This is a genomic window from Enterobacter sp. 22466 (assembly GCF_052044775.1).
GTDB classification, from domain to species: Bacteria; Pseudomonadota; Gammaproteobacteria; order Enterobacterales; family Enterobacteriaceae; genus Enterobacter; species Enterobacter dissolvens.
Genome location: NZ_JBQENX010000001.1, coordinates 159181 through 185460 on the forward strand (window position 1 = coordinate 159181; position 26280 = coordinate 185460).

A 26280-nucleotide genomic window follows, 5' to 3' on the forward strand; every position below is an offset into this window, starting at 1 on the left:
GGGAAAATTATCTCTGCGCTTCTCCGCCGAGGCCTTCCACCAGATTCTGAATTAACGCGGCCAGCTCGCCGGTCATCAGGATAAAGTCCGCATCAAAGCGCTGGGCGTAATCTTCACGATCGATATCTTCGTTCTGATCGCGCAGTTCATCGCAGAACTTCAGACGCTTAACAGAGCCATCATCACACATCACGAACTGAATACGCTGCTGCCAGTCGAGAGCCAGTTTGGTGACCACTTTGCCTGCTTCAATGTGCACGGCGATCTCGTCGCTCACCAGATCCTGCTTTTTCGCGCGGATGACGCCGCCATCTTCAAGCAGGGCCTTCAGCTCGGCCTCATCAAGGATCTGGAAGCCTTGTGCCGCCGTGCCGCTGCGCACCCATTCGGTCAGGGTTAACTCAATTGGCGTTTCCAGCGCCAGGGGCACCACCGGTAAAGAGCCGATGCTCTTACGCAGCAGGGCCAGCGTATCTTCCGCTTTTTTGGCGCTGGCGCAGTCCACCATGATCAGCCCGTTGACGGTATCGATCCACATCATGGTCTGGCTGAAGCGGCTAAACGCGCGCGGCAGCAGGGAGTGCAACACTTCGTCTTTCAGAGAATCTTTTTCAGTCTTTTTCAGCTTACGGCCCTGTTCGGCTTCAAGCTTGAAAATTTTCGCTTCAAGCGCCTGCTTCACCACCGGCGTGGGCAGGATTTTCTCTTCTTTACGGGCGCAAACAATGATTTGACCCGTGCTGCTGGCGTGGGTCAGGGCATCGCTTTGTGAACCCATTGGCGGAACCCAACCGGTTTTTGCCATATCCTGGCTTCCGCAAGGGGAAAAGGTATAAGCGGCTAACTGTTTTTCCATCTCTTCTGCACGCAGCGAAACGTCGCGGCTGAGACGGTAAACCATCAAATTTTTGAACCACAGCATGATAATTTCCACGGCCTTGTCGTTAAATCAGCGGGCATGATAACGAATTGTCGCATCGCTTGCATTGCTAATCGGGAAGCGTGCTTCTACTCTGTTGATAATCAAAATAATGAGGAGAGTCTTGTGCGTATTGGGATTGATTTGGGCGGCACCAAAACAGAAGTCATCGCACTGAGCGAGCAGGGGGAACAACTTTTCCGTCACCGTCTGCCCACGCCGCGCGACGATTATCACCAGACTATCGAGACGATTGCCCGGCTGGTTGAGATGGCAGAGCAGGCGACAGGACAGGCCGGCAGCGTCGGGATGGGCATTCCCGGGTCCATTTCGCCTTATACCGGGGTGGTGAAAAACGCCAACTCTACCTGGCTCAACGGCCAGCCCTTTGATAAAGATTTGAGCGCGCGTCTGCAGCGCGAGGTGCGTCTGGCGAATGACGCGAATTGTCTGGCGGTATCAGAGGCCATCGACGGTGCGGCGGCAGGGGCTCAGACCGTATTTGCTGTCATCATCGGTACCGGCTGCGGGGCCGGTGTGGCGTTCGGCGGGCGTGCGCATATCGGCGGTAACGGTACGGCGGGGGAGTGGGGACATAACCCTTTGCCGTGGATGGATGAAGATGAGCTCAAATACCGTGTCGAAGTGCCGTGCTACTGTGGAAAACAGGGCTGCATAGAGACGTTTATTTCCGGCACCGGTTTTGCCACGGATTACCACCGCCTGAGCGGTCAGCCGCTTAAGGGGAACGAGATTATGCGCCTGGTTGAGGAGCAGGATCCCGTGGCGGAACTGGCGTTGAGCCGCTACGAAATGCGGCTGGCGAAATCGCTGGCGCATGTGGTGAACATTCTCGATCCTGATGTGATTGTGCTGGGCGGTGGGATGAGCAATGTCGACCGGCTGTACGCAACGGTGCCTGCTCTCGTCAAACAGTGGGTCTTCGGTGGCGAATGCGAAACCCCGATCCGCAAAGCCGTCCACGGTGACTCCAGCGGCGTGCGCGGCGCAGCGTGGTTATGGCCGGAATAAAAGCAAAACAGCAACGCACGTTGCGGTTTTTAATGTTTGTACCCTCTCCCTGTGGGAGAGGGCCAGGGTGAGGGCACCAGACCGCACCGATCCGCCTTTCACTGCACCGCATACTCCTTATCCAGCCTGCTATACCCCAGTCCATTAATCTTCTTCACTTTGATCTGCACCGGAATACGCTCCTTCATGGCCTCGACGTGGCTTATCACGCCGATGGTTTTCCCGGTGGCGTTTAGCGCGTCGAGCGCATCCAGCGCGGTGTCCAGCGTTTCGCTGTCGAGCGTGCCAAAACCTTCATCCAGGAACAGCGAATCGATTCGCGTTTTGTGACTCACCAGGTCAGAAAGCGCCAGCGCCAGCGCAAGACTGACGAGGAAGCTTTCGCCGCCAGAGAGCGTGCGGGTATCGCGTACGGCATCGGCCTGCCAGGTATCAACCACCTCCAGCTCCAGTGCGTCGCTGACTTTACGCTGCAGCAGATAGCGCCCGTGCAGGCGATTAAGCTGTTGGTTGGCGAGCCAGACCAGATTATCCAGCGTCAGACCCTGGGCGAATTTGCGGAACTTATCCCCGGTGCTGGAGCCTATCAGCGCATTCAGATAACCCCAGTCTTCGGCCTGACGTGAGGCCTCGTTAATTTGCTGCATCAGCGCCAGCTGATGCTGACGGTTATCGCTGTCCTGCTTAAGCTGCTGGCGGATCTCCCCCTGATGGGTGGTGTTGTCACGAAGCAGCTGCGCCAACTGCTGTAGCTGTGCCTGCAGGATTTGCGCGTTCGCGTCCAGCCCTTCCGGTCGCTGGCTCTGGTGGGCCTGCAACTGCTGTTCAGCCTGCCCGCAGAGCGCGATTGCCTGCTGAAGCTGGCTCTCCAGCGTCTGCTTGCGTTGCTCAAGACGGCGGATGGTCTCTTCATCCAGCAGCGCGGCGAGAAAGGCCTCACGATCGGCGAAGCAGCTGGCTGCCAGGGCGGTGGCAAACTGCGTTGTGGCGTGCTGTAGCCGCTCGCTTTCCAGACCCTCCTGCTGCTGCAGGGTGGCAAGCTGGCTTTGCAGGGACAGGCATTCGTCGTGGATCTCGCGCCAGTTCTCAGGAATGGCCGGTTCCGCCTCGGTGTCATCGCCTGCCGGAAGCGTGTCGAGTAGCGGTTTCAGGATATTAATGCGTTCCTGAATCGCCGCATGCTGCGTCTGTTTTTCCTGCCACAGGTTGAATTCCGCTTCCCGGGCCTGCAGCCAGGCGGCTTCTGATCCCTCTTCAGGAACGTTCAGTGACAGTGCGAGCAGGGCGTTTTCCAGCGCCTGCCGCGTAGCCGACAGCTGCTGCTGATACTGGCGCTCCTGCACTTGCTGTTCGTTAAGCTGATGTTGCAGGGTCAGGCGCTGGCTGAGCTGATAGAGCTGACGTTCGTACTGTTCCTGCTCGTTCATCCACGGGGCAATATCTTCCTGAATATTCAATGAGATATTCAGGGTGGCGCAGACCTCCTGCCACTCTTTAGTGAGCGCTTGCTCTTCCTGAGAGAGCGTCTGTGCTTCGTCTGTTTCTCGCTGGATCTGCTGCGTCAGGGCATTGACCTGTCCCAGCACCAACAGGCCTTCGTCTTTCAGCGCGGCGACCTCTTTTTCCAGCGCATCCCGGCGTCGCTGGTTATCGGTGAGTTCAAGCGCCTGATACGTCTCAACGGCAGGATGTTCACTGGAACCGCACAGTGGGCAGGGTTTACCCGCCTCAAGCTGCGAACGGTAGTTTTCCAGCTTTTTGATCGTCGCTTCGCTTTCGCACAATGCTTTCAGATCGACATAGTGCTGGTTTTTTTCTTTGTACTGCTGGCGGCGCAGCGTCAGCGTTTCATTGAGTTTTACCTGCTCGGCCTGCGCCTTTTGCCGGGTATCCGCGTTCTGCTGCAGCCGTTTTTGCAGTGGCTGATAGCGGGCATGAAGTGACGTCAGACGCTGACGGAAAGGGCGTGACCGGGACTGTTGCTCCATTGCCGCCGCGACGTCATCCGCCGTCAGCGTCAGGGCGTTTTCCGGCATGTCGGCGAGCTTCTGACGTAATTCCGCAACACGTGCTGCAAGTGTGGCAATCTGATGTTTATCGCGGTTCAACTGCGCGAAATGGGCGCGCCAGCCGGCAATCTCCTGGCCCCACACGCGGTAACGCTCATGCGCCGCAAGCCATGTTGCCTGGGTTGTCAGATCGATCTGCAGTTGTTGATGGGTACGCAGTGCCGTAAGTCGGATGCGCGAGCGCTGCGCAGTTTTGGCCTGTAAGCGAGTATTTACTTCGACAATGCGCTGTTTTGTCTGCCCGAGGCGCGTGGTCTGCTCTTGCTGGCTATCCCACAGGGGGCGAAGCTGGGCGGCGGGCTGCGCAAGCTGGAGCTTTGCCAGCTCAGGCGCGGCCTCCGTCAGGGCCTGCTGCGCCTGCTGTTGCATGAGCATGACGCGCTGTTGCTCGCGAATAAGCTCGTCGTTGCGCGTCAGCCACTGAAAATCTCGCTGTTGGTTCTGCTGCTGAGTCAGCAGGGTTTTCTCTTCGTCAGTAAGTGCCTGCAAACTCTGCTGTAACTGCTGTTGTTGCGCTTCGCTCAGTAGCACCACGCCTGCGGCCTGCGCTTCGCACTTCTCAAGCGCGGTACGGGCGGCTTTATGTTTCTCGAACACCATTGCTGAAATCTGGCCGTAGATCTCCGTACCGGTCAGCTCCTCCAGCAGTTCGGCGCGATCGCCCGGTTTCGCATTGAGGAAGGCGGCAAATTGCCCCTGAGAGAGCAACATTGAGCGGGTAAAACGGCCATAATCCAGCCCGGTGAGCGCGGCGGTTTGCTCCAGTTTGTCCGTCACTTTGTCGGCCAGAATTTTACCGTCTTCACAGCGCGCCAGTTCGACGCGCGGTGCCTGCAGGTTCCCGTCTGGCTGATTTCGCGCGCGGTTCTGGCTCCAGAACGCGCGGTATGCGATGCCTTTTACCTCAAACTCCACCTCGGCCAGGCACTCGGCGGTATCGCGGGTCATCAGGTCGTTTTGTGCCTGGGAGACTTTTTGCAGACGGGGCGTTTCGTGGTAAAGGGCCAGACAGATGGCGTCGAGCAGGGTGGTTTTTCCGGCACCGGTCGCGCCGGTAATGGCGAACAGTCCGTTGCTGGCAAACGGCTCAGCGGTAAAATCAATTTTCCACTCGCCCTTCAGGGAGTTGAGGTTTTTCAGACGCAGGCTCAGAATTTTCATGCGTTCTCTTCCTCATCAGTAAGCGCGTGCAGAGTATGGCGGAACAGCTCGTTAAGCCTTGCGCGCGTTGTGTCGTCAATCTCTTCCTGCGACAGTCGGCGTTCAAATACCTCTTCCACCTTCAGTTCGCTGAGCGTTTCACGTTGCGCACCCAGCAGAATTTTCTCGCGCTGTTCGCGGCTGCGGCGTACCAGTAAGACCTCGACGGGCAGATCTTCCGTCAGTGCCTGGATTTTACGCTGCATATCATGCAGATAGTCGTCGGTTGTGATTTCGATATCCAGCCAGATGGGGGGATTTAGCTCGACACCGCGCCATTGCTCCAGCTGGGCGGTAATGGCCGCCAGATCGCCCTTCAGCACCGCCAGCGGTTGGGTGACGGGCACCTCCAGCGACTCCACGGCGCTGAGTTTGCCCTCGTTAAAGCTCACCAGATGAACACATTTGGCTTTGCCGGTCTCATCAAAACTGAGCGCAATGGGTGAGCCGCAGTAGCGAATGTGCTCGCAACCGCCAATGACCTGTGCCCGGTGAATATGTCCGAGCGCGATATAATCCGCTGGCGGGAAATGTTGTGCCGGGAAGGCGTCCAGCGTGCCAATATAGATGTCACGTACCGCGTCACTTTTACTTGCACCGACGGTGGTGAGGTGCCCGGTGGCAATCACCGGAATGGCCTGCTCACCGCGCAGGGCGCAGGCATCGGTATATTGTTGGTGATAATAGTCAGTGATGCTCTGCAGCAGATGCTGCTGTTTTTCCCCGCCTGACATCCCCGCCTGACTCTGCACGATATCGCGTGGCCGCAGGAAGGGAACCGGGCACAGCACCGCCCCCGGTGTACCGTCACGTTTTTTCAGGATCTGCGGCGCATGTCCGGCACTGGCCACCACGGTAGTGTTAAGGAAGGCCAGGATGTCGCGGGATTCATTCAGCGTTGCGACGGAGTCATGGTTACCGGCGACAATCACCAGATGACAGCCGGTTTGTTGCAGATTTACCACGAAGCGGTTGTAGAGCTCACGCGCATAGCTTGGCGGCGAACCGGTGTCGAAAATGTCACCCGCAACAATAATCGCATCCACCTCGTGCGATCGGGCCGTGTCCAGCAGCCAGTTCAGGAACGCTTCATGCTCCGCTGCCCGGCTCTTGCTGTAAAAGTTTTGACCCAGATGCCAGTCCGAGGTGTGTAATATGCGCATAGCGAATCCGTGGCAAAAAAAGGGAATGGGGATTATAAACTTTCAGAAGCTGGAAAATAACCGCTGTAATAAAACAACAGTTTGCCATTTTACGTGGTACTGTTTTTCATAAATCTGTCATAAATCTGACGCATAATGACGCCGCATTACAAACTTGTAACTTAAATAAGATAAGACAGGGCAAAGTATGGCGAGACGTATTCTGGTCGTAGAAGATGAAGCTCCAATTCGTGAAATGGTGTGCTTCGTGCTCGAACAAAATGGCTTCCAGCCAGTTGAAGCGGAAGATTATGACAGCGCGGTGAACCAGCTGAATGAACCCTGGCCCGATCTGATCCTGCTTGACTGGATGTTGCCTGGCGGCTCCGGACTGCAGTTTATCAAACACATCAAGCGTGAAGCGATGACCCGCGATATCCCCGTTGTCATGCTTACCGCGCGCGGTGAAGAGGAAGATCGCGTGCGCGGCCTGGAGACTGGCGCAGATGATTACATTACCAAACCCTTCTCACCGAAAGAGCTGGTTGCCCGCATTAAAGCTGTGATGCGCCGTATTTCACCGATGGCGGTGGAAGAGGTCATTGAGATGCAGGGCCTGAGCCTTGATCCGACCTCGCACCGCGTTATGACGGGCGAAAATCCCCTCGACATGGGGCCTACCGAATTCAAACTCCTGCATTTCTTTATGACTCACCCGGAGCGTGTTTACAGCCGCGAGCAGTTGCTGAATAACGTCTGGGGAACTAACGTGTATGTCGAAGACCGGACGGTTGACGTACATATCCGCCGCCTGCGTAAAGCGCTGGAACTGAGCGGCCACGATCGCATGGTACAGACGGTCCGCGGCACGGGTTATCGTTTTTCTACCCGTTTCTGAACAATGACAGGAGTGTGACGCGTGCTGGAACGTCTGTCATGGAAAAGGCTCGTCTTTGAACTGATCTTATGTTGTATTCCGGCCTTCATTTTGGGGGCCTTTCTTGGATACCTGCCGTGGTTTCTGCTGGCGTCCGTGACCGGGCTGCTGATATGGCATTTCTGGAACCTGCTGCGCCTCTCCTGGTGGCTATGGGTTGACAGAAGTATGACGCCTCCCCCGGGAAGCGGGAGCTGGGAGCCGCTGCTTTACGGTCTGCATCAGATGCAGATGCGTAATAAAAAGCGCCGTCGCGAGCTGGGAAGCCTGATCAAACGCTTTCGCAGCGGTGCGGAATCGCTGCCGGATGCGGTCATTCTGACCACGGAAGAGGGGACGATCTTCTGGTGTAACGGTCTCGCCCAACAGCTGCTGGGCCTGCGCTGGCCGGACGATAATGGCCAGAACATCCTCAACCTTCTGCGTTACCCGGAGTTCACGCAGTATCTGAAAAAACGTGATTTCTCTCGTCCGCACAATCTGAAGCTCAACAATGGTCGCCATCTTGAAATTCGGGTGATGCCCTACAGCGATCAGCAGTGGCTGATGGTGGCGCGTGACGTCACCCAGATGCACCAGCTGGAAGGGGCAAGACGCAACTTCTTTGCGAACGTGAGCCACGAGCTGCGCACGCCGCTGACGGTACTGCAGGGCTATCTGGAAATGATGCAGGAGCAGACGCTTGAAGGTGCGCCGCGTGAGAAAGCGCTGCATACCATGCGCGAGCAGACGCACCGTATGGAAGGGCTGGTGAAGCAGCTGCTTACGCTGTCGAAGATTGAGGCGGCCCCGACGCTTGCCTTAAATGACACCATCGACGTACCGATGATGCTGCGGGTGGTGGAACGCGAAGCGCAAACCTTAAGCCATAAAAAGCATCATCTGACCTTTGACGTCGATAACAGTCTGAAGGTGCTCGGAAGCGAGGATGAACTGCGGAGCGCTATCTCTAACCTGGTCTATAACGCGGTTAATCATACTCCTGAAGGAACGGATATTGTGGTGCGCTGGCAGCAGACGCCAGTGGGTGCTGAGTTTAGCGTCGAGGACAACGGGCCGGGCATTGCGCCTGAGCATCTTCCACGCCTGACCGAGCGGTTTTACCGGGTGGATAAAGCACGCTCCCGGCAAACCGGGGGAAGCGGGCTGGGGCTGGCGATTGTGAAGCACGCGGTAAATCACCATGAAAGCCGTCTCGATATTCAAAGCACGCTGGGCAAAGGAACCCGTTTTAGTTTCGTCATTCCGGAACGATTAATTGCCAAAAAAATCGCCTGACAGCAGGTGTGTCATTTTACCTTTCCACGGGTCAGCCTTTGCTGGCCCGTTTGCTTTGCAGTAAAGCGAAACGTGAATGAATTTTATACGGCTGATGCTTTTTTGTTCGCATGATTAGCCATGGGTTTTTCATGATATTAGCGAATTATTCTGGTTGGTATTTTCATGCTGGTATATTGTTCTGGTTTTGCGATCCCACCTTGCCTTTAAACGTTATAAGCGTTTAAATTGCCCCCCAGATACTGTCAGACCGACTGTATTTGCGTGGTAAATCGAAAAACTATTCTTCTCCACGCCAGGACGGGAGCATATCCCGCTGAAATTGAGCAAAATTTCCGCTGTATCGTCCCGTCACGGATGGCGAAAATCTCAATATATTCAACACCACATCCACAGGCAGTAAGGTTTTATGACCCATCACTTAAAATCGCGTGACATCATCGCGCTGGGCTTTATGACATTTGCGCTGTTCGTTGGCGCAGGTAACATCATTTTTCCTCCAATGGTTGGCTTACAGGCGGGTGAACACGTCTGGACAGCAGCGTTTGGTTTCCTGATTACTGCCGTGGGCCTGCCGGTATTGACCGTGGTTGCGCTGGCGAAAGTTGGCGGTGGCGTGGATAGCCTCAGCACCCCGATTGGTAAAGTGGCTGGCGTTCTGCTGGCTACGGTGTGCTATCTGGCCGTTGGCCCGCTGTTTGCGACTCCGCGTACCGCTACCGTCTCCTTCGAAGTGGGGATTGCGCCGCTGACCGGTGACGGCGCGATGCCGCTGTTCATCTACAGCCTGGTCTATTTCGCGATTGTCATTCTGGTCTCCCTCTATCCAGGCAAACTGCTGGATACCGTGGGTAACTTCCTGGCCCCTCTCAAAATTATCGCGCTGATCGTGCTGGCGGTGGCGGCCATTATCTGGCCTGCGGGTCCGATCAGCAGTGCAATGGACGCGTACCAAAACGCGGCCTTCTCTAACGGATTTGTGAACGGCTATCTGACAATGGATACGCTGGGCGCGATGGTGTTTGGTATCGTTATCGTGAACGCCGCGCGTTCCCGCGGTGTGGCCGAAGCACGTCTGCTGACCCGCTACACCATCTGGGCTGGTCTGATGGCCGGTGTGGGCCTGACGCTGCTCTATCTGGCGCTGTTCCGCCTGGGTTCCGATAGCGCGACGCTGGTGGATCAGAACGCGAATGGTGCGGCAATCCTCCATGCTTACGTCCAGCACACCTTTGGTGGCGCAGGCAGTATGCTGCTGGCTGCCCTGATCTTCCTGGCCTGCCTGGTGACGGCGGTTGGCCTGACCTGCGCCTGTGCGGAGTTCTTTGCCCAGTACCTGCCGCTCTCTTACCGCACGCTGGTGTTTATCCTTGGCCTCTTTTCCATGGCGGTGTCTAACCTTGGTCTGAGCCACCTGATTCAGGTTTCCATTCCGGTGCTGACGGCCATCTATCCGCCGTGTATCGTGCTGGTGGTGTTGAGCTTTACGCGCCCGTGGTGGAATAACTCCTCGCGAATTATTGCGCCAGCCATGTTTATCAGCCTGATTTTTGGTATCCTTGACGGGATTAAAGCATCAGCGTTTGCTCAAATACTGCCAGCCTGGACACAGCGTCTGCCGCTGTCTGAGCAAGGTCTGGCCTGGCTGATGCCTACCGTTGTTGCACTGGTTCTGGCCATTATCTGGGATCGTGCTGCAGGGCGTCAGGTCGCATCGAACGCCCATTAATCAACGGCAACAAACTGTTTAACCACGGGGCTTAAGGCCCCGTGGTTTTTTGTTTTTTTCGTGTTGAATGGCAAGATTTAAATGGAAAGCACTAACAAACTCAAACGTGGGCTGAGCACGCGCCACATTCGCTTTATGGCGCTCGGCTCCGCTATCGGTACCGGTCTTTTTTATGGCTCGGCAGATGCCATCAAAATGGCCGGTCCAAGCGTTCTGCTGGCCTACATCATCGGTGGCGTGGCGGCGTATATCATCATGCGTGCGCTGGGAGAGATGTCGGTTCATAACCCGTCAGCCAGTTCATTCTCGCGCTATGCGCAGGAGAATTTAGGCCCGCTGGCCGGGTTTATCACCGGCTGGACCTACTGCTTCGAAATTCTGATTGTGGCCATTGCCGACGTCACCGCCTTTGGCATCTACATGGGCGTCTGGTTCCCGGCGGTTCCGCACTGGATTTGGGTGTTGAGCGTGGTGCTGATTATCTGCGCCGTCAACCTGATGAGCGTGAAGGTCTTTGGTGAACTGGAGTTCTGGTTCTCCTTCTTCAAGGTTGCCACCATCATCATCATGATTATTGCCGGTTTCGGCATCATCATCTGGGGGATCGGTAACGGCGGCCAGCCAACCGGTATTCATAACCTCTGGAGCAACGGTGGCTTCTTCAGCAACGGCTGGCTCGGCATGGTGATGTCGCTCCAGATGGTGATGTTCGCCTACGGCGGGATTGAGATTATCGGGATTACCGCCGGGGAAGCCAAAGACCCGGAGAAGTCCATTCCGCGCGCCATCAACTCGGTGCCGATGCGTATTCTGGTGTTCTATGTGGGTACGCTGTTCGTCATTATGTCTATCTATCCCTGGAACCAGGTGGGGACGAACGGCAGTCCGTTTGTGCTGACTTTCCAGCATATGGGCATCGCCTTTGCGGCCAGCATCCTGAACTTCGTGGTCCTGACTGCGTCGCTTTCGGCGATCAACAGTGACGTCTTTGGCGTGGGCCGCATGTTGCACGGCATGGCCGAGCAGGGCAGTGCGCCAAAGGTCTTTGCCAAAACCTCCCGCCGCGGCACGCCGTGGGTGACGGTTATGGTCATGACCGTCGCACTGCTGCTGTCGGTCTACCTGAACTACATCATGCCGGAAAACGTCTTCCTGGTGATTGCGTCCCTGGCGACCTTCGCCACCGTGTGGGTGTGGATCATGATCCTGCTGTCGCAGATTGCGTTCCGCCGTCGTCTGTCGCCGGAGGAGGCAAAAGCGCTGAAGTTTAAAGTTCCAGGCGGTGTTGCAACGACCGTCGTCGGGCTGATCTTCCTGGTGTTTATCATTGGCCTGATTGGCTACCATCCCGATACCCGTATTTCTCTCTACGTGGGCTGTGCGTGGATCGTGCTGCTGCTGGTGGGTTGGGTGTTTAAATGCCGCCGCGACCGTCAGCTGGCGCAAGCGCAGTAATATTTTATGCCCTCTCCCAACGGGAGAGGGTGAGGGCATCAGGTTGTACTGATGCCTCCTCCCCCGTCCTCCTCCCCCAATAAATCACGTCATGGTGAGCTAACCTTAACTACCCTGTGGCAAGGTGACGTCAATTTCATCAAAGGGGATTCGTGATGTTAAACGCCTGGCACCTTCCGGTTGCTCCATTTGTTAAGCAAAACAAAGACAACCTTGTGATTACGCTCTGGCTGGCGGGGGAAAATCAGCCCGAACGCGTAACGCTACGCGCTGAAGTCGATAATGAAGAGACCACGTTAAAAATGCACAAGCAGCGTAGTCAGCCGCAGCCGGGTGTGACGGCGTGGCGGGCGAATATCGACTTGCGCAGCGGCCAGCCGCGTCGCCGCTATAGCTTTAAGCTGCTGTGGAACAACCGCCAGCTGTGGTTTACCCCGCAGGGATTTAGCCGTTTTCCTCCGGCGCGGCTGGAGCAGTTTGCCGTCGATTGCCCGGACGCTGGCCCGCAGTGGGTTAACGATCAGGTCTTTTACCAGATTTTCCCGGACCGCTTTGCGCGTAGCGAAACGCGCACCGCAGAGCAGGATAAGGTCTATTACCACCACGCCGCAGGACACGACATTATTCTGAAAGAATGGGATGAACCGCTGACCGCGCAGGCGGGGGGGTCCACGTTCTACGGCGGCGATCTGGACGGCATCAGCGAAAAGCTGCCGTATCTGAAGAAACTGGGCGTGACGGCGCTGTACCTTAATCCGGTGTTTAAAGCGCCAAGCGTGCATAAGTACGATACCGCAGACTATCGCCACGTTGACGTTCAGTTTGGCGGCGATGAGGCGCTGTTGCGCCTGCGTAAAAACACGCAAAAAGAGGGCATGCGTCTGATTCTGGATGGCGTGTTTAACCACAGCGGTGACTCGCACGCGTGGTTTGATCGACATAATCAGTCGATGGGCGGGGCGTGCCATAACCCGGATTCACCCCAGCGCGACTGGTACAGCTTCAACGAGGAGGGCCGCGCGCTGGACTGGCTGGGCTATCCGAGCCTGCCGAAGCTGGATTTCCAGTCGCCAACGCTGGTGGATGAGATTTATGGCGGTGAAAACAGCATCGTGCGCCACTGGTTGAGTGAGCCATGGAATATGGATGGCTGGCGTCTTGACGTGGTGCATATGCTCGGTGAAGCGGGCGGGGCGCGTAATAACCTTCAGCACGTCGCCGGGATCACCCGTGCAGCAAAAGCCGCGCAGCCGGAGGCGTTCGTGTTTGGCGAACATTTTGGTGACGCGCGCCAGTGGTTGCAGACGGACGCGGAAGATGCGGCGATGAACTATCGCGGCTTTACCTTCCCGCTGTGGGGATTCCTTGCTAACACCGATATTTCCTACGATCCGCAGCATATTGATGCGGAAACCTGCATGGCGTGGATGGATAACTACCGCGCCAGCCTGTCGCATCAGCAGCAGTTACGGATGTTTAACCAACTGGACAGCCACGATACTGCGCGTTTTAAATCCTTGCTCGGTAAGGATGTCGCGCGTCTGCCGCTGGCGGTGACCTGGCTCTTTACCTGGCCGGGCGTGCCGTGCATCTACTATGGCGATGAGGTGGGGCTGGACGGGAACAACGATCCGTTCTGTCGCAAAACCTTCCCATGGGATTCGGCGAAGCAGGACAAGGCGCTGTTCAGCCTGTACCAGCGTCTGGCGAAGCTGCGTAAACAGAGCCAGGCGCTGCGCTATGGCGGTTGTCAGGTGGTTTATGCCCACGACAACGTGGTGGTGTTTGTCCGCGTCTATAATCAGCAGCGCGTGCTGATCGCCATCAACCGGGGGGAGGCCTGTGAAGTGGTGCTGGATGACTCGCCGCTGCTGCACGTAAAGGCGTGGCACGTGAAAGAGGGGAAAGGGGCTATCCAGGAAGGGATACTCTCGCTACCTGCTATTTCTGCATCCATCTGGTTCGGTCATTAATCCCTCACTGCAACCGGTTCTTATGCCGGTTGCAGACTTTATCCCTCAGTTGTTCTGATTATTTCAACAGAGGGGACAGATATCTTTGCTATTCCCCAGATTAAATCTCGCTATACTCAAATTGCTTTATTCGTCAGGGCCCTTTCTTCTGTAGCACTCCAAAACGTCGGCTTTAAATATATTAGTGGATATCTCTGGCCAGAATCACTGGCGGGATCTCTCGTCCATTACCGATCAGGGAACTTTTATGGCGCAAAAAACACATGTGACGCTGGTGATCACCCATACCTTGCTACCGGGACAGGCTGAGCGTTATGAACAATGGCTTGGCAAGATCATGCCCATCGCGGCGGAATTTCCCGGCCATCTGGGCGCGAACGTGATCCGCCCGTCCGAAGGACAAAACCTGTGGACGGTCATTATCCGCTTCGACACCCTTGAACATCTCTATGCCTGGACCCAGTCTGATACCCGCAATGTGCTGGTGAAAGAGATTGAACCTTTGCTGGCAGAAGGCGATAAAACCGAAGTGCGTACTGAGGCCGCTTTCTGGTTTACCCCGCCGGAACCGCATGTGCGTAAGCCAAAACAGTGGAAACAGTTTCTTATTACCCTGCTGGTGATCTTCCCCAGCACCAATCTGGTGCCGCAGGTGACCGGTGCGCTGCTGCCTGGCCTTAAAGGCTCATTGCTGCTGCATTTGATTAACGATGCCTGTGTGGTCGCGCTGGTCGTCTGGCTGTGGATGCCCATCGTGACCCGTCTGTTTGCCGGATGGCTGAAAAAAGCCTGATGTGGCGAAAGGGGCAGATGAAAGTTGTGATACCGATCTTATCCAAAGGTAAGATCCTGGCGTTTTAAAACAAAAAGGCCCGCATAAGCGGGCCTTTTTCGTAAACCGTGCCGATTACAGGCTGGATACGTTCTCGGACAGGTATTTCGCAACGCCGTCTGGGGACGCTGCCATACCTTCTTTGCCTTTTTCCCACTGAGCCGGGCACACTTCACCGTGCTCTTCGTGGAACTGCAGCGCGTCAACCATGCGCAGCATTTCGTCGATGTTACGACCCAGTGGCAGATCGTTCACAACCTGGTGACGCACGATACCGTTCGCGTCGATCAGGAAGGAACCACGCAGTGCAACGCCAGCGTCCGGATGTTCGATACCGTAAGCCTGCTGGATTTCGCGTTTGATGTCCGCAACCATTGCGTATTTCACCGCACCGATGCCGCCTTTATCGACAGGGGTGTTACGCCATGCGTTGTGTACAAATTCAGAGTCGAAGGAGACGCCAACCACTTCTACGCCACGCTTCTGGAATTCTTCATAACGTTTGTCGAACGCGATCAGCTCAGACGGGCAAACGAAAGTGAAGTCCATTGGCCAGAAGAACAGAACGGTTGCTTTACCGTTGGTGTGCTGTTTGAAGTTGAAGTTTTCAACGATTTCACCGTTGCCCAGAACTGCTGCAGCTGTAAAATCCGGAGCCGGACGAGTTACCAGAACCATATGATTCTCCTGTAGATACTAAGGTTATTTGGAACGCAACGCGAGCCAGTATAGAGAGTGTTCATGGATAAGACAAAGAGGTGGTGACAATCGTTCCGCCAGCTTTTACCTATCAATCATTGTTCTATTAAAGTTGTTTATTTTTCGCCTGCGCCATCATGCGCGGGTAAAACTGCCAGAATCGCGTTTCCAGCGCAGCGTAATGTTCATCCAGGTCGTACCAGGAGTCGCGCAGGGCATCCAGCCGCGGGCGACGACTCGCCATCCCATTCAACACATTCTGGATGAAGTCCATCTCGCGATACCGCTCAAGCCAGCGCTCTGACCACAGGTAGTTATTCAGATTGACAAAGCGCGGCGGCGAGTCGGGCAGAATGATCGACACCTGCTGATGGGCATAGCGCACAAATTCGGGCAGGGGCATCTCCGGAGAGAGTTGTGCCCAGTGGCGCGACAGGAAATGGTCCCACATCACATCAAGCGAGATCGGCGCGACGCGGCGCGTTTCGGGGCGAAACCACGCTTTGGCCTCGGTCACTTCCGGCAGGTTATCCGTCATGACATCGATACGACGATGCATAAAGATCCCGTCGACAACTTCAGGGGACCAGGTCTCGGCGGGGTTGCCGCGGACGAAATCGGCCAGCAAATTGCCGGAAAGGGAGCTGTCAGCGAGGTGAGCGAGATGCAGGTGAGCGAGAAAATTCATGCGTTTTATTTGTCCGGGGGCGGCTAGTTGTTGCAGCAAAAGGGTGTGAGCACTAGACTATGCCGCCTGTTTTTAAGTCACGAGTATACGTCATGCGCGTCGCCGATTTCTCCTTTGAACTACCTGAATCCTTGATTGCTCACTATCCCATGCCTGAGCGCAGTAGCTGTCGCTTACTGTCACTGGACGGGCCAACGGGCGAGCTGACGCACGGTACTTTCACCGATCTGCTCGACAAGCTCAACCCTGGCGATCTGCTGGTCTTTAACAATACCCGCGTGATCCCGGCGCGCTTGTTTGGCCGTAAAGCCAGCGGCGGCAAGATTGAAGTGCTGGTCGAACGTATGCTCGATGATAAACGTATTCTGGCACATATTCGCGCTTCTAAGGCGCCGAAGCCGGGCGCTGAGCTGCTGCTGGGTGACGACGAGAGCATCAAAGCGACCATGACGGCGCGCCACGATGCGCTGTTTGAAGTGGAATTTAATGATGAGCGCACGGTGCTCGACATTCTCAACGCTATCGGCCATATGCCGCTGCCGCCATACATTGAGCGTCCGGACGAAGAGGCCGACCGCGAGCTGTACCAGACCGTCTACAGTCAGAAGCCTGGCGCGGTCGCGGCGCCAACGGCGGGTCTGCACTTTGACGAACCGCTGCTGGAAAAATTGCGCGCAAAAGGCGTGGAGATGGCATTTGTGACCCTGCACGTCGGCGCGGGCACCTTCCAGCCGGTGCGGGTAGACAGCATCGAAGATCACATCATGCACTCTGAGTATGCTGAAGTGCCCCAGGAGGTTGTTGATGCGGTTCTGGCGGCAAAAGCGCGCGGCAGCCGCGTGGTTGCGGTGGGCACCACCTCCGTACGTTCACTGGAGAGCGCTGCTCAGGCGGCTCAACAAGATCTGATCGAACCGTTTTTTGGCGATACGCAGATCTTTATCTACCCGGGCTATCAGTACAAAGTCATCGATGCACTGGTGACCAATTTCCATCTGCCTGAATCAACGCTGATTATGCTGGTCTCCGCCTTTGCGGGGTATCAGCACACCATGGCGGCCTACAAGTCTGCGGTAGAACAAAAATATCGCTTTTTTAGCTACGGGGACGCGATGTTTATCACGTACAATCCGCTGGCTTTGAATGAGCGTGTCGGGGAATAAGTCCGCGGCACCGGAATAATGTGTTGGACTGTTTTTCTGGCACAGAGGAATGAAAATGAAATTTGAACTCGATACCACCGATGGCCGCGCACGTCGCGGTCGCCTGGTGTTTGATCGCGGCGTGGTGGAAACCCCCGCGTTTATGCCTGTGGGGACTTACGGTACCGTCAAAGGGATGACGCCGGAAGAAGTGGAAGCCACTGGCGCGCAAATTATCCTTGGTAATACCTTCCACCTGTGGCTGCGTCCTGGTCAGGAGATCATGAAGCTTCACGGCGATCTGCATGACTTCATGCAGTGGAAAGGCCCGATCCTGACCGATTCTGGCGGTTTCCAGGTCTTCAGCCTGGGCGACATTCGCAAGATCACCGAAGAGGGCGTCCACTTCCGTAACCCGATCAACGGCGATCCGATTTTCCTCGATCCTGAAAAGTCGATGGAGATTCAGTACGATCTCGGCTCCGACATCGTGATGATCTTCGACGAATGTACGCCATACCCGGCGGACTGGGATTACGCTAAACGTTCCATGGAGATGTCGCTGCGCTGGGCGAAGCGTAGCCGCGACCGTTTTGACTCCCTTCAGAACAAAAATGCGCTGTTCGGCATTATCCAGGGCAGTGTTTACGAAGATTTACGCGATATCTCTGTTAAAGGTCTGGTAGAGATAGGTTTTGATGGCTACGCTGTCGGCGGTTTAGCTGTGGGTGAACCGAAGGAAGACATGCACCGTATTCTGGAACATGTTTGTCCGCAAATCCCGGCAGATAAACCCCGTTACCTGATGGGTGTGGGTAAGCCAGAAGATCTGGTTGAAGGTGTGCGCCGCGGTATCGATATGTTCGACTGCGTCATGCCAACCCGTAACGCACGTAACGGTCATCTGTTTGTTACCGATGGCGTGGTGAAAATCCGTAACGCGAAGCATAAGAGTGACACCAGTCCGCTCGATGCCGAGTGCGATTGCTACACCTGTCGCAATTATTCTCGTGCGTATCTGCATCATCTCGATCGTTGCAATGAGATTTTGGGCGCGCGTCTCAATACCATTCATAACCTTCGCTATTATCAGCGCTTAATGGCTGGTTTACGCAAGGCTATCGAAGAGGGTAAATTAGAGAGCTTCGTGACCGATTTTTACCAACGTCAGGGTCGAACCGTTCCACCTTTGAACGTTGATTAATATTAATAATGAGGGAATTTGAATGAGCTTTTTTATTTCTGATGCGGTAGCGGCAACAGGTGCTCCAGCGCAGGGCAGCCCAATGTCTCTGATTCTGATGCTGGTTGTGTTCGGTCTGATCTTCTACTTCATGATCCTGCGCCCACAGCAGAAGCGTACCAAAGAGCACAAAAAGCTGATGGACTCCATCGCGAAAGGTGATGAAGTCCTGACTAACGGTGGTCTGGTCGGTCGCGTAACCAAAGTGGCTGAAAGTGGCTACATTGCTATCGCCCTGAACGACACCACTGAAGTGGTTATCAAACGTGACTTCGTAGCTGCCGTTCTGCCGAAAGGCACCATGAAGGCGCTGTAATCCCAACTTTTCCCAAAGGGAACTGCCGTGTTAAACCGTTATCCTTTGTGGAAGTACATCATGCTGGTCGTCGTGATTCTCGTCGGCCTGCTGTACGCGCTTCCCAACCTGTATGGTGAGGATCCGGCTGTTCAAATCACTGGCGCGCGCGGTGTCGCCGCCAGTGAGCAAACGCTGATCCAGGTCCAGAAAACGTTACAAGAAGAAAAAATTACCGCTAAGTCTGTGGCTCTGGAAGAGGGCGCAATTCTTGCTCGCTTCGACACCACCGACACGCAGCTCCGCGCTCGCGAAGCGCTGATGGGCGTGCTGGGTGATAAATACGTCGTGGCGCTTAACCTTGCTCCTGCAACCCCGCGTTGGCTGGCTGCGCTGAACGCAGAGCCAATGAAACTCGGTCTTGACCTCCGTGGCGGCGTTCACTTCCTGATGGAAGTGGATATGGATACCGCGCTGGGCAAACTGCAGGAACAGAATATCGATAGCCTGCGCAGCGATTTGCGTGAAAAAGGCATCGCGTATACCACTGTTCGTAAAGAAGATAACTACGGTATGAGCATCACGTTCCGTGACAGTGCGGCGCGCGATCAGGCTGTAGATTACCTGACCCAACGTCACCGTGACCTGGTGATCACCGCTCAGGGCAGCAACCAGCTGCGTGCGGTGATGACCGATGCCCGTCTCAAAGAAGCGCGTGAATATGCCGTTCAGCAGAACATCAACATTCTGCGCAACCGTGTAAACCAACTGGGCGTGGCTGAGCCGCTGGTGCAGCGTCAGGGTGCTGACCGTATCGTTGTGGAACTGCCGGGTATTCAGGACACCGCACGTGCGAAAGAGATTCTGGGTGCCACTGCAACGCTGGAATTCCGTCTGGTGAATACCAACGTTGACCAGTCTGCTGCCGCGTCTGGCCGTATTCCGGGTGACTCGGAAGTGAAAGAGACCCGCGAAGGTCAGCCTGTTGTGCTGTACAAACGCGTGATCCTGACCGGTGACCATATCACCGACTCCACCTCCAGCCAGGACGAGTACAACCAGCCGCAGGTTAACATCTCGCTGGACAGCGCGGGTGGTAACATCATGTCTAACTTCACTAAGGACAACATCGGCAAACCGATGGCGACCCTGTTCGTGGAGTACAAAGACAGCGGTAAGAAAGACGCTAACGGCCGTGCGGTGCTGGTGAAAGAGGAAGAGGTGATTAACATCGCCAATATCCAGTCTCGTCTGGGTAACAGCTTCCGTATTACCGGTATCAACAACCCGAACGAAGCGCGTCAGCTCTCTCTGCTGCTGCGTGCCGGTGCGCTGATTGCGCCAATTCAGATTGTTGAAGAACGTACCATTGGTCCAACTCTGGGTATGCAGAACATCAAACAGGGTCTGGAAGCGTGTCTGGCCGGTCTGGTGGTCTCTATCATCTTCATGATCTTCTTCTATAAGAAGTTTGGTCTGATTGCGACCAGTGCGTTGATTGCGAACCTGGTGCTAATTATCGGCATCATGTCCCTGCTGCCGGGGGCGACGCTGACCATGCCGGGGATTGCCGGTATCGTTCTGACCCTTGCGGTGGCGGTCGACGCCAACGTACTGATAAACGAGCGTATCAAAGAAGAGTTGAGCAACGGTCGCTCTGTTCAGCAGGCGATTGACGAAGGCTATAAAGGCGCGTTCAGCTCCATCTTCGATGCGAACGTAACAACACTGATCAAGGTTCTTATCCTGTATGCAGTGGGGACTGGCGCAATCAAAGGCTTTGCGATTACCACCGGTATCGGTGTTGCAACGTCAATGTTTACTGCTATTGTCGGCACCCGTGCCATCGTGAACCTGCTGTACGGCGGCAAGCGCGTCAAAAAGCTGTCTATCTGAGGAGTGCGTTGTGGCACAGGAATATACTGTTGAACAATTGAACCACGGCCGTAAAGTCTGGGACTTTATGCGCTGGGACTACTGGGCCTTCGGCATTTCAGGTTTACTGCTGATTCTGTCCATCGTCGTTATGGGCGTAAAAGGCTTTAACTGGGGTCTGGATTTCACCGGTGGTACGGTGATTGAAATCACCCTGGAAAAACCGGTCGATATGGACCAGATGCGTCAATCACTGCAGAAAGCGGGCTTTGAAGAGCCGCTGCTGCAGAACTTCGGCAGCAGCCGCGACATCATGGTGCGTATGCCGCCGGTACACGATGCCAACGGCAGCCAGGAGCTGGGCAGCAAGGTTGTTAGCGTGATTAACGAAACAACCAGCCAGAACGCCACGGTTAAGCGTATTGAGTTCGTCGGCCCGAGCGTGGGTGCGGACCTGGCGCAAACCGGTGCGATGGCGCTGCTGGTGGCGCTGATCTCCATCCTGGTGTACGTCGGTTTCCGCTTTGAGTGGCGACTGGCGGCGGGTGTGGTTATCGCACTGGCCCACGACGTGGTGATCACCATGGGCGTACTGTCTCTGTTCCACATTGAGATTGACCTGACGATTGTGGCATCCCTGATGTCCGTTATCGGTTACTCACTGAACGACAGTATCGTGGTATCTGACCGTATTCGTGAAAACTTCCGTAAGATCCGTCGCGGTACGCCGTACGAAATCTTTAACGTGTCGTTGACCCAGACGCTGCACCGTACCTTGATCACATCCGGTACCACCTTGATGGTGATCCTGATGCTGTATCTCTTTGGTGGTCCGGTGCTGGAAGGCTTCTCGCTGACCATGCTGATCGGTGTCTCTATCGGTACCGCGTCGTCAATCTACGTTGCGTCCGCTCTGGCACTGAAACTCGGCATGAAGCGCGAGCACTTGCTCCAGCAGAAAGTCGAGAAAGAAGGGGCGGATCAGCCGTCCATTCTGCCGTAAGACGTTTTGCGCGTTATCGAAATCCCGGTCTGTTGACCGGGATTTTTTTTATCTGCTCCTGACAAAACACTCCTGACAGTATGCTGTCAGGAGCCCTGTCGTAGACTCCTGTTGAACCCAAACAAGAGTCAGGAGGATGTATGAAAAGTGTGATTAACTGGTTTGAAATTCCGGTCGCGGATATGGATCGCGCCATCAAATTTTATGAGCCGGTGATGCAGGTTTCACTGAAGCGCGAGAAAATGGACTGCGCCGAGCTGGCGGTATTCCCGCATGAAGATCCAGCCACCGGCGGCGCGCTGGCAAAATTTGAGGGGATTATTCCCTCAGTGCAGGGGGCCATCATCTACCTGCATACTGACAATCTGACCGCCACGCTCGATCGCATTGCTTCTGCGGGCGGTGAGTGCGTGTTTGGCCCGCTGGAGTTACCACGCGGTATTGGTACTATTGCTTTGTTTACCGACAGCGAAGGTAATCGCGTCGGCCTTCATCAACCCGCCTGAGAGCATAAGTAAAAATGACCCGACGCGCTGACCGTTTGTTTCAGATAGTACAGATCCTGCGGGGCAGACGTCTGACAACGGCAGCGCATCTGGCGGACCGGCTGGGCGTTTCTGAGCGTACGGTATACCGCGATATCCGCGACCTGTCGCTTTCCGGCGTGCCGGTAGAGGGCGAGGCGGGAAGTGGGTACCGGCTGATGTCGGGATTTGACCTGCCACCGCTGATGCTGACAAACAAGGAGTCTGAGGCGCTGATCGTGGCGATTCGCCTGCTTACCACCTGGGGCGGGGAATCCCTGTCGCGCGAACTGGAGTCGGCACAGGAGAAAGTGCTCGCGATCCTGCCCGAAGAGAGTCGCCGAAAGGCAGAGCAGACGCGGATCTACGCCCCGGATTTTGGCATGAAAAGCCACTCCCGCAGTGATTTTGATGTCATTCACCAGGCGATATCGGCCCAGCGCGTGCTGGTGCTGCATTATCGTGACGAAGCGGGGCAATTTTCAACGCGTGAGGTTCAGCCGCTGGGGCTGTTTTTCTGGGGAGAGCGCTGGCTACTGGCGGCGTGGTGTGAACTGCGCGATGACTATCGCTGCTTCCGTCTCGACAGATGTCTCAAAATTGTGCTCACGGAACGGCGCTTTAGTGAGAGTGCGGACCGATCGCTGGCGGATTTTTTGCGCAAGGTGAAGCAGTAAAAAGCCAGGTGGCGAGGTAAAAGCAAAACGGCAACGTCTGTTGCCGTTTTTTGTGTTTGTTCCCTCTCCCCGTGGGAGAGGGATAGGGTGAGGGCATCAGCCCGCACAGGTTTTGTAGGCCGGGTAAGCGTCAGCGCCACCCGGCAACAACCACACGATTAGAAGTTGTAACCCACAACCAGGTAACCACCCCAACCGGTAGAACGGACGTGTTCGTTCATCCATACCAGTTTAGCGTCGTCGTTCCACTGGCCGCCGTTGTGCCAGTAACGCGCAACAACAGAGTAATGCCAGTGATCGTAGTTCAGCGCCAGAATGTGGCTGGATGCAATGGAGTCGTTGGTACGCTGCTTAATACCGTTCTCAGCGTAACCGCTCTTATCGCCCAGATCTGAACCCCAGTCAAAGTTGGTGAAGCCGATATAGCTCAGGTTACCGCCCCACAGCTGGGTGATTGGCACAAAGTATTTCACTTTGAAACGGTAGCCATCCCATTCGTTCTCGTTTTCAGCGCCGTAGTTCTGCCATTGATACTTAGCGTACACGTTCAGAGACAGGCTCATTGGCAGGCCCGTGTCGATGTCGGTACCCAGACCCATATACCAGGTGCTCTGGCGACCGGACTTGTTGCGGCCCATGTCGTAGATATAGTTGTTCGCGAAATACCACTCTTTGAACGGACCAAACGCCAGGCTGGTACCAGTCAGTTTATCAATAGAGAAGCGCGGTTCGATCTCCATGAACAGTGGGGAACCGTGGTTCCAGATACCTTTCGCCTGGGTGTTACCGCCGAAGAAGACCGGTGCATCCATATAACCGTAGAAATCAAACCAGTCTTTCTTGGCGAACGCTTCGTACTCCAGGTAGGTATCGTTGCGGATCTGTGGTCCGAAACGGGTGTGGTAGCTGCCGACCACGTTAACGCTCTGGTGCCACCAGTCGGAGAGGTATTGTGGTTTATCGTTTTCCGCTGCGTTAACAGTGAAAGAGGAGGAAAGTGCCAGCACGGCGCCGGCTGCGAGTAATGTTTTTTTCATAATCATGCCACTGATTGAAATTCCCTTCCGGGAGTGAAAAATGCGCGAATTGCGTTTCTAAATATTTCGTGTTTCTGCGGAGCCTATTATAGGAATCCTTGCTCACAAAAATATGTGTTGTTTCACATATCTCTCACACGCGTAATCGATTGCGTTCACGTTTGCGTACTTTAAACGGCCGGGATTGTAGCGGCAATCATTTATGTTGCCAATCCATACGAAATGTAAATGTTAGCGGAGTGACATTTCACTCCGCTCAAAAGGAGGGGATTACTGCGCGGCGGGTTGAATGTCGTGAATGCGGATAAAGCCTAACTGATCGGGCGTAAGGCCGTTTAACTGAAGCGGTATATCCACATCACTGGGTGCTAAAACACTGGCCGGGGCGGTGAAGAGCTGATTCTTCACGTTCACCTCCTGGTAATTCTCGGTGGTGCCCTGGATCTGGCCCCACTCGACGGTGCCGCTAAAGGCTGGCAGCGGATCGTTGGACTCACCCTGAATGCGTAATGTTGCGCGAGTACCATCCGCATTTGCCGCCACATTCACCAGCGACATTTTTAACGTGCCAACCTGGCTGTTGAGACGGGCAGGGGTGTTGGCCCCCGGCAGCAAATATACCCCGCTGGTGGATTTTGCATTCAGCGCGTTTTGCTGGGTGATCTTCACGGTCTCTTTGTTCAGTTTGTCCATCGCCGTATTCAGCGTATTCACGCTCTGTTTCATCTGGCGGACTTCGGTTTGCTGTGCACAGGCGCTAAGGGTGAAGAGGCTCCCCACCAGCAGAATTTTCAGGTAACGTCTTGTCATTGCGTTTAATTCCTTGAAATAACGGATCACCGTAATGGTAGCCAGCATCATCCCGACAGACATAGATCCTTTGTCTCAAAAAGCTCTTCCTTTGTTGTCAGGCCAGATCAGGGTAAAATGAAAGTCAGTTAACCAGATAACAGGGATACCGTATGCATTGCCCATTCTGCTCCGCTGTGGATACCAAAGTCATCGATTCTCGTCTTGTGGGCGAAGGGTCTTCCGTACGCCGCCGTCGGCAGTGTCTGGTATGCAACGAGCGTTTTACGACCTTTGAGGTGGCAGAGCTGGTCATGCCGCGCGTGGTAAAAAGTAACGACGTGCGCGAGCCGTTTAACGAAGAGAAACTGCGCAGCGGAATGCTCAAGGCGCTGGAAAAACGCCCCGTCAGCGCGGATGACGTTGAAATGGCGTTAAACCACATTAAATCTTACCTTCGTGGTCTGGGCGAACGTGAAGTGCCCAGCAAGATGATCGGCAATCTGGTGATGGAGCAGTTGAAAAAGCTCGATAAGGTCGCCTATATCCGCTTCGCCTCTGTTTACCGCAGTTTCGAAGATATCAAAGAGTTTGGCGAAGAGATCGCCCGCTTACAGGATTGAGTCCATGCAGGATGAGATGTACATGGCGCGCGCCATGAAGCTGGCGCAGCGCGGCCGATTTACCACCCATCCCAACCCCAATGTCGGGTGCGTCATTGTGAAAGATGGCGAGATCGTGGGCGAAGGTTTCCACTACCGCGCGGGCGAGCCTCATGCCGAGGTGCATGCCCTGCGTATGGCGGGCGAAAAGGCACGCGGGGCTACGGCCTACGTGACGCTTGAGCCGTGCAGCCATCATGGACGTACGCCGCCATGCTGTGAAGCGCTGATTGCGGCGGGAGTGTCGCGTGTTGTCGCTGCGATGCAGGATCCCAATCCGCAGGTGGCCGGACGTGGCCTGTACCGTCTGCAGCAGGAAGGGATCGATGTCAGCCACGGCCTGATGATGCAGGATGCGGAAGCCATCAATAAAGGCTTTCTAAAACGTATGCGTACCGGGTTCCCCTATATTCAGCTTAAGCTGGGGGCCTCACTGGATGGCCGTACGGCGATGGCGAACGGCGAAAGTCAGTGGATCACTTCGCCACAGGCAAGGCGCGATGTGCAACGTCTGCGTGCCCAAAGCCATGCTATCCTCACCAGCAGTGAAACGGTTCTCGCGGACGATCCGGCGATGACCGTGCGCTGGAATGAACTGAATGCCGATACCCAGGCGCTGTATCCGCAGGAAAACCTGCGCCAGCCGCTGCGTATTATCGTTGATAGCCATAACCGCGTGACGCCTGAACACCGCATTGTGCAGCAGCCCGGTGAAACCTGGATTGCCCGTACTAAAGACGATTCACGTGACTGGCCGGAAGGTGTGCGCAGCATTATGGTGCCTGAGCACAATGGACATCTGGATTTAGTGGTGCTGATGATGCTGCTGGGTAAGCAGCAGGTGAACAGCATCTGGGTGGAAGCGGGACCGACGCTGGCAGGCGCACTGCTCCAGGCGGGTCTGGTCGATGAACTGATTGTCTACGTTGCGCCTAAACTGTTGGGTAGCGACGCGCGTGGCCTGTTTGTGCTGCCCGGCCTTGAAAAATTGGCCGATGCACCACAACTCAAATTCAGCGAGATTCGTCCGGTGGGTCCGGATGTTTGCCTCCATTTAACGACAGCGTAATTGCTCCTGAA

General features: G+C 55.3%; 23 protein-coding genes. 16 read left to right on the forward strand and 7 right to left on the reverse strand.

The window, feature by feature from the left end:
- Nucleotides 1-7: 7 nt before the first annotated feature.
- Nucleotides 8-922 carry a recombination-associated protein RdgC gene (rdgC, locus tag ACTJJI_RS00710; protein ID WP_013095820.1) on the reverse strand — a complete coding sequence of 305 codons (915 nt, stop codon included), beginning with the start codon at nt 920-922 and terminating at the stop codon, nt 8-10.
- A 123-nt stretch (nt 923-1045) separates the two neighbouring features.
- Between rdgC and mak the strand changes: the two genes are divergently transcribed.
- Nucleotides 1046-1951, forward strand: a complete 906-nt coding sequence (gene mak, locus ACTJJI_RS00715) for a fructokinase (protein ID WP_014830852.1) — start codon at nt 1046-1048, stop codon at nt 1949-1951.
- Nucleotides 1952-2049: 98 nt separating this feature from the next.
- On the opposite strand, the gene sbcC is transcribed toward mak, so the two are convergent.
- Both sbcC and sbcD read right to left on the reverse strand, forming a co-directional pair.
- Nucleotides 2050-5181 carry an exonuclease subunit SbcC gene (sbcC, locus tag ACTJJI_RS00720; RefSeq protein WP_440652673.1) on the reverse strand — a complete coding sequence of 1044 codons (3132 nt, stop codon included), beginning with the start codon at nt 5179-5181 and terminating at the stop codon, nt 2050-2052.
- Nucleotides 5178-6383 carry an exonuclease subunit SbcD gene (gene sbcD, locus ACTJJI_RS00725; RefSeq protein WP_440652675.1) on the reverse strand — a complete coding sequence of 402 codons (1206 nt, stop codon included), beginning with the start codon at nt 6381-6383 and terminating at the stop codon, nt 5178-5180. Before sbcD ends, sbcC begins: the two co-directional genes overlap by 4 nt.
- 187 nt (nt 6384-6570) lie before the next feature.
- Between sbcD and phoB the strand changes: the two genes are divergently transcribed.
- The 6 genes from phoB (at nt 6571) to ACTJJI_RS00755 (ending at nt 14527) form a co-directional block, all read left to right on the forward strand.
- Complete coding sequence (gene phoB / locus ACTJJI_RS00730; protein ID WP_003859122.1) at nt 6571-7260, forward strand: phosphate response regulator transcription factor PhoB; 690 nt, start codon at nt 6571-6573, stop codon at nt 7258-7260.
- A gap of 21 nt (nt 7261-7281) precedes the next feature.
- Complete coding sequence (phoR, locus tag ACTJJI_RS00735; protein ID WP_046888874.1) at nt 7282-8577, forward strand: phosphate regulon sensor histidine kinase PhoR; 1296 nt, start codon at nt 7282-7284, stop codon at nt 8575-8577.
- A 409-nt stretch (nt 8578-8986) separates the two neighbouring features.
- Complete coding sequence (brnQ, locus tag ACTJJI_RS00740; RefSeq protein ID WP_440652677.1) at nt 8987-10306, forward strand: branched-chain amino acid transporter carrier protein BrnQ; 1320 nt, start codon at nt 8987-8989, stop codon at nt 10304-10306.
- An 81-nt stretch (nt 10307-10387) separates the two neighbouring features.
- Nucleotides 10388-11761, forward strand: coding sequence for a proline-specific permease ProY (gene proY / locus ACTJJI_RS00745; RefSeq protein ID WP_063412471.1), 1374 nt, complete (start codon nt 10388-10390; stop codon nt 11759-11761).
- A gap of 155 nt (nt 11762-11916) precedes the next feature.
- The gene (gene malZ / locus ACTJJI_RS00750) at nt 11917-13734 is read left to right on the forward strand and encodes a maltodextrin glucosidase (RefSeq protein ID WP_440652680.1); all 1818 of its coding nucleotides are present in this window, start codon (nt 11917-11919) and stop codon (nt 13732-13734) included.
- A 247-nt stretch (nt 13735-13981) separates the two neighbouring features.
- Nucleotides 13982-14527, forward strand: coding sequence for an antibiotic biosynthesis monooxygenase (locus ACTJJI_RS00755; RefSeq protein ID WP_014830857.1), 546 nt, complete (start codon nt 13982-13984; stop codon nt 14525-14527).
- A 114-nt stretch (nt 14528-14641) separates the two neighbouring features.
- On the opposite strand, the gene ACTJJI_RS00760 is transcribed toward ACTJJI_RS00755, so the two are convergent.
- Nucleotides 14642-15244 carry a peroxiredoxin gene (locus ACTJJI_RS00760; protein ID WP_008503347.1) on the reverse strand — a complete coding sequence of 201 codons (603 nt, stop codon included), beginning with the start codon at nt 15242-15244 and terminating at the stop codon, nt 14642-14644.
- 127 nt (nt 15245-15371) lie between these two features.
- Nucleotides 15372-15953, reverse strand: a complete 582-nt coding sequence (acpH, locus tag ACTJJI_RS00765; protein ID WP_319851753.1) for an ACP phosphodiesterase — start codon at nt 15951-15953, stop codon at nt 15372-15374.
- A 92-nt stretch (nt 15954-16045) separates the two neighbouring features.
- Here acpH and queA point away from each other — a divergent pair, with 92 nt between their 5' ends.
- From queA to ACTJJI_RS00800, 7 genes are all read left to right on the forward strand, one after another.
- Nucleotides 16046-17116: a tRNA preQ1(34) S-adenosylmethionine ribosyltransferase-isomerase QueA gene (gene queA, locus ACTJJI_RS00770; RefSeq protein ID WP_014830859.1), complete on the forward strand. Its 1071-nt coding sequence runs from the start codon at nt 16046-16048 to the stop codon at nt 17114-17116.
- 55 nt (nt 17117-17171) lie between these two features.
- Complete coding sequence (gene tgt, locus ACTJJI_RS00775; RefSeq protein ID WP_013095832.1) at nt 17172-18299, forward strand: tRNA guanosine(34) transglycosylase Tgt; 1128 nt, start codon at nt 17172-17174, stop codon at nt 18297-18299.
- A 22-nt stretch (nt 18300-18321) separates the two neighbouring features.
- Nucleotides 18322-18654, forward strand: a complete 333-nt coding sequence (gene yajC, locus ACTJJI_RS00780; RefSeq protein ID WP_000007630.1) for a preprotein translocase subunit YajC — start codon at nt 18322-18324, stop codon at nt 18652-18654.
- Nucleotides 18655-18681: 27 nt separating this feature from the next.
- Nucleotides 18682-20529 (forward strand): protein translocase subunit SecD, encoded by a 1848-nt coding sequence (gene secD / locus ACTJJI_RS00785; RefSeq protein WP_014830860.1) that lies wholly within the window; start codon nt 18682-18684, stop codon nt 20527-20529.
- Nucleotides 20530-20539: 10 nt separating this feature from the next.
- A complete protein-coding gene (gene secF, locus ACTJJI_RS00790; protein ID WP_013095834.1) occupies nt 20540-21511 on the forward strand; it encodes a protein translocase subunit SecF in 972 nt (323 codons plus the stop codon).
- Nucleotides 21512-21651: 140 nt separating this feature from the next.
- Nucleotides 21652-22017 (forward strand): VOC family protein, encoded by a 366-nt coding sequence (locus ACTJJI_RS00795; protein WP_014830861.1) that lies wholly within the window; start codon nt 21652-21654, stop codon nt 22015-22017.
- A gap of 14 nt (nt 22018-22031) precedes the next feature.
- Nucleotides 22032-22712, forward strand: a complete 681-nt coding sequence (locus ACTJJI_RS00800) for a helix-turn-helix transcriptional regulator (RefSeq protein ID WP_014830862.1) — start codon at nt 22032-22034, stop codon at nt 22710-22712.
- Nucleotides 22713-22870: 158 nt separating this feature from the next.
- Here the strand turns inward: ACTJJI_RS00800 and ACTJJI_RS00805 are convergent, their stop codons facing one another.
- Nucleotides 22871-23749, reverse strand: a complete 879-nt coding sequence (locus ACTJJI_RS00805; RefSeq protein WP_014830863.1) for a nucleoside-specific channel-forming protein Tsx — start codon at nt 23747-23749, stop codon at nt 22871-22873.
- A gap of 270 nt (nt 23750-24019) precedes the next feature.
- Nucleotides 24020-24559, reverse strand: coding sequence for a DUF3251 domain-containing protein (locus tag ACTJJI_RS00810; protein WP_440652686.1), 540 nt, complete (start codon nt 24557-24559; stop codon nt 24020-24022).
- Nucleotides 24560-24711: 152 nt separating this feature from the next.
- On the opposite strand from ACTJJI_RS00810, the gene nrdR reads away from it, so the two are divergent.
- Both nrdR and ribD read left to right on the forward strand, forming a co-directional pair.
- A complete protein-coding gene (nrdR, locus tag ACTJJI_RS00815) occupies nt 24712-25161 on the forward strand; it encodes a transcriptional regulator NrdR (protein WP_008503337.1) in 450 nt (149 codons plus the stop codon).
- Nucleotides 25162-25165: 4 nt separating this feature from the next.
- Nucleotides 25166-26269: a bifunctional diaminohydroxyphosphoribosylaminopyrimidine deaminase/5-amino-6-(5-phosphoribosylamino)uracil reductase RibD gene (ribD, locus tag ACTJJI_RS00820; protein ID WP_014830865.1), complete on the forward strand. Its 1104-nt coding sequence runs from the start codon at nt 25166-25168 to the stop codon at nt 26267-26269.
- Nucleotides 26270-26280 lie beyond the last annotated feature (11 nt).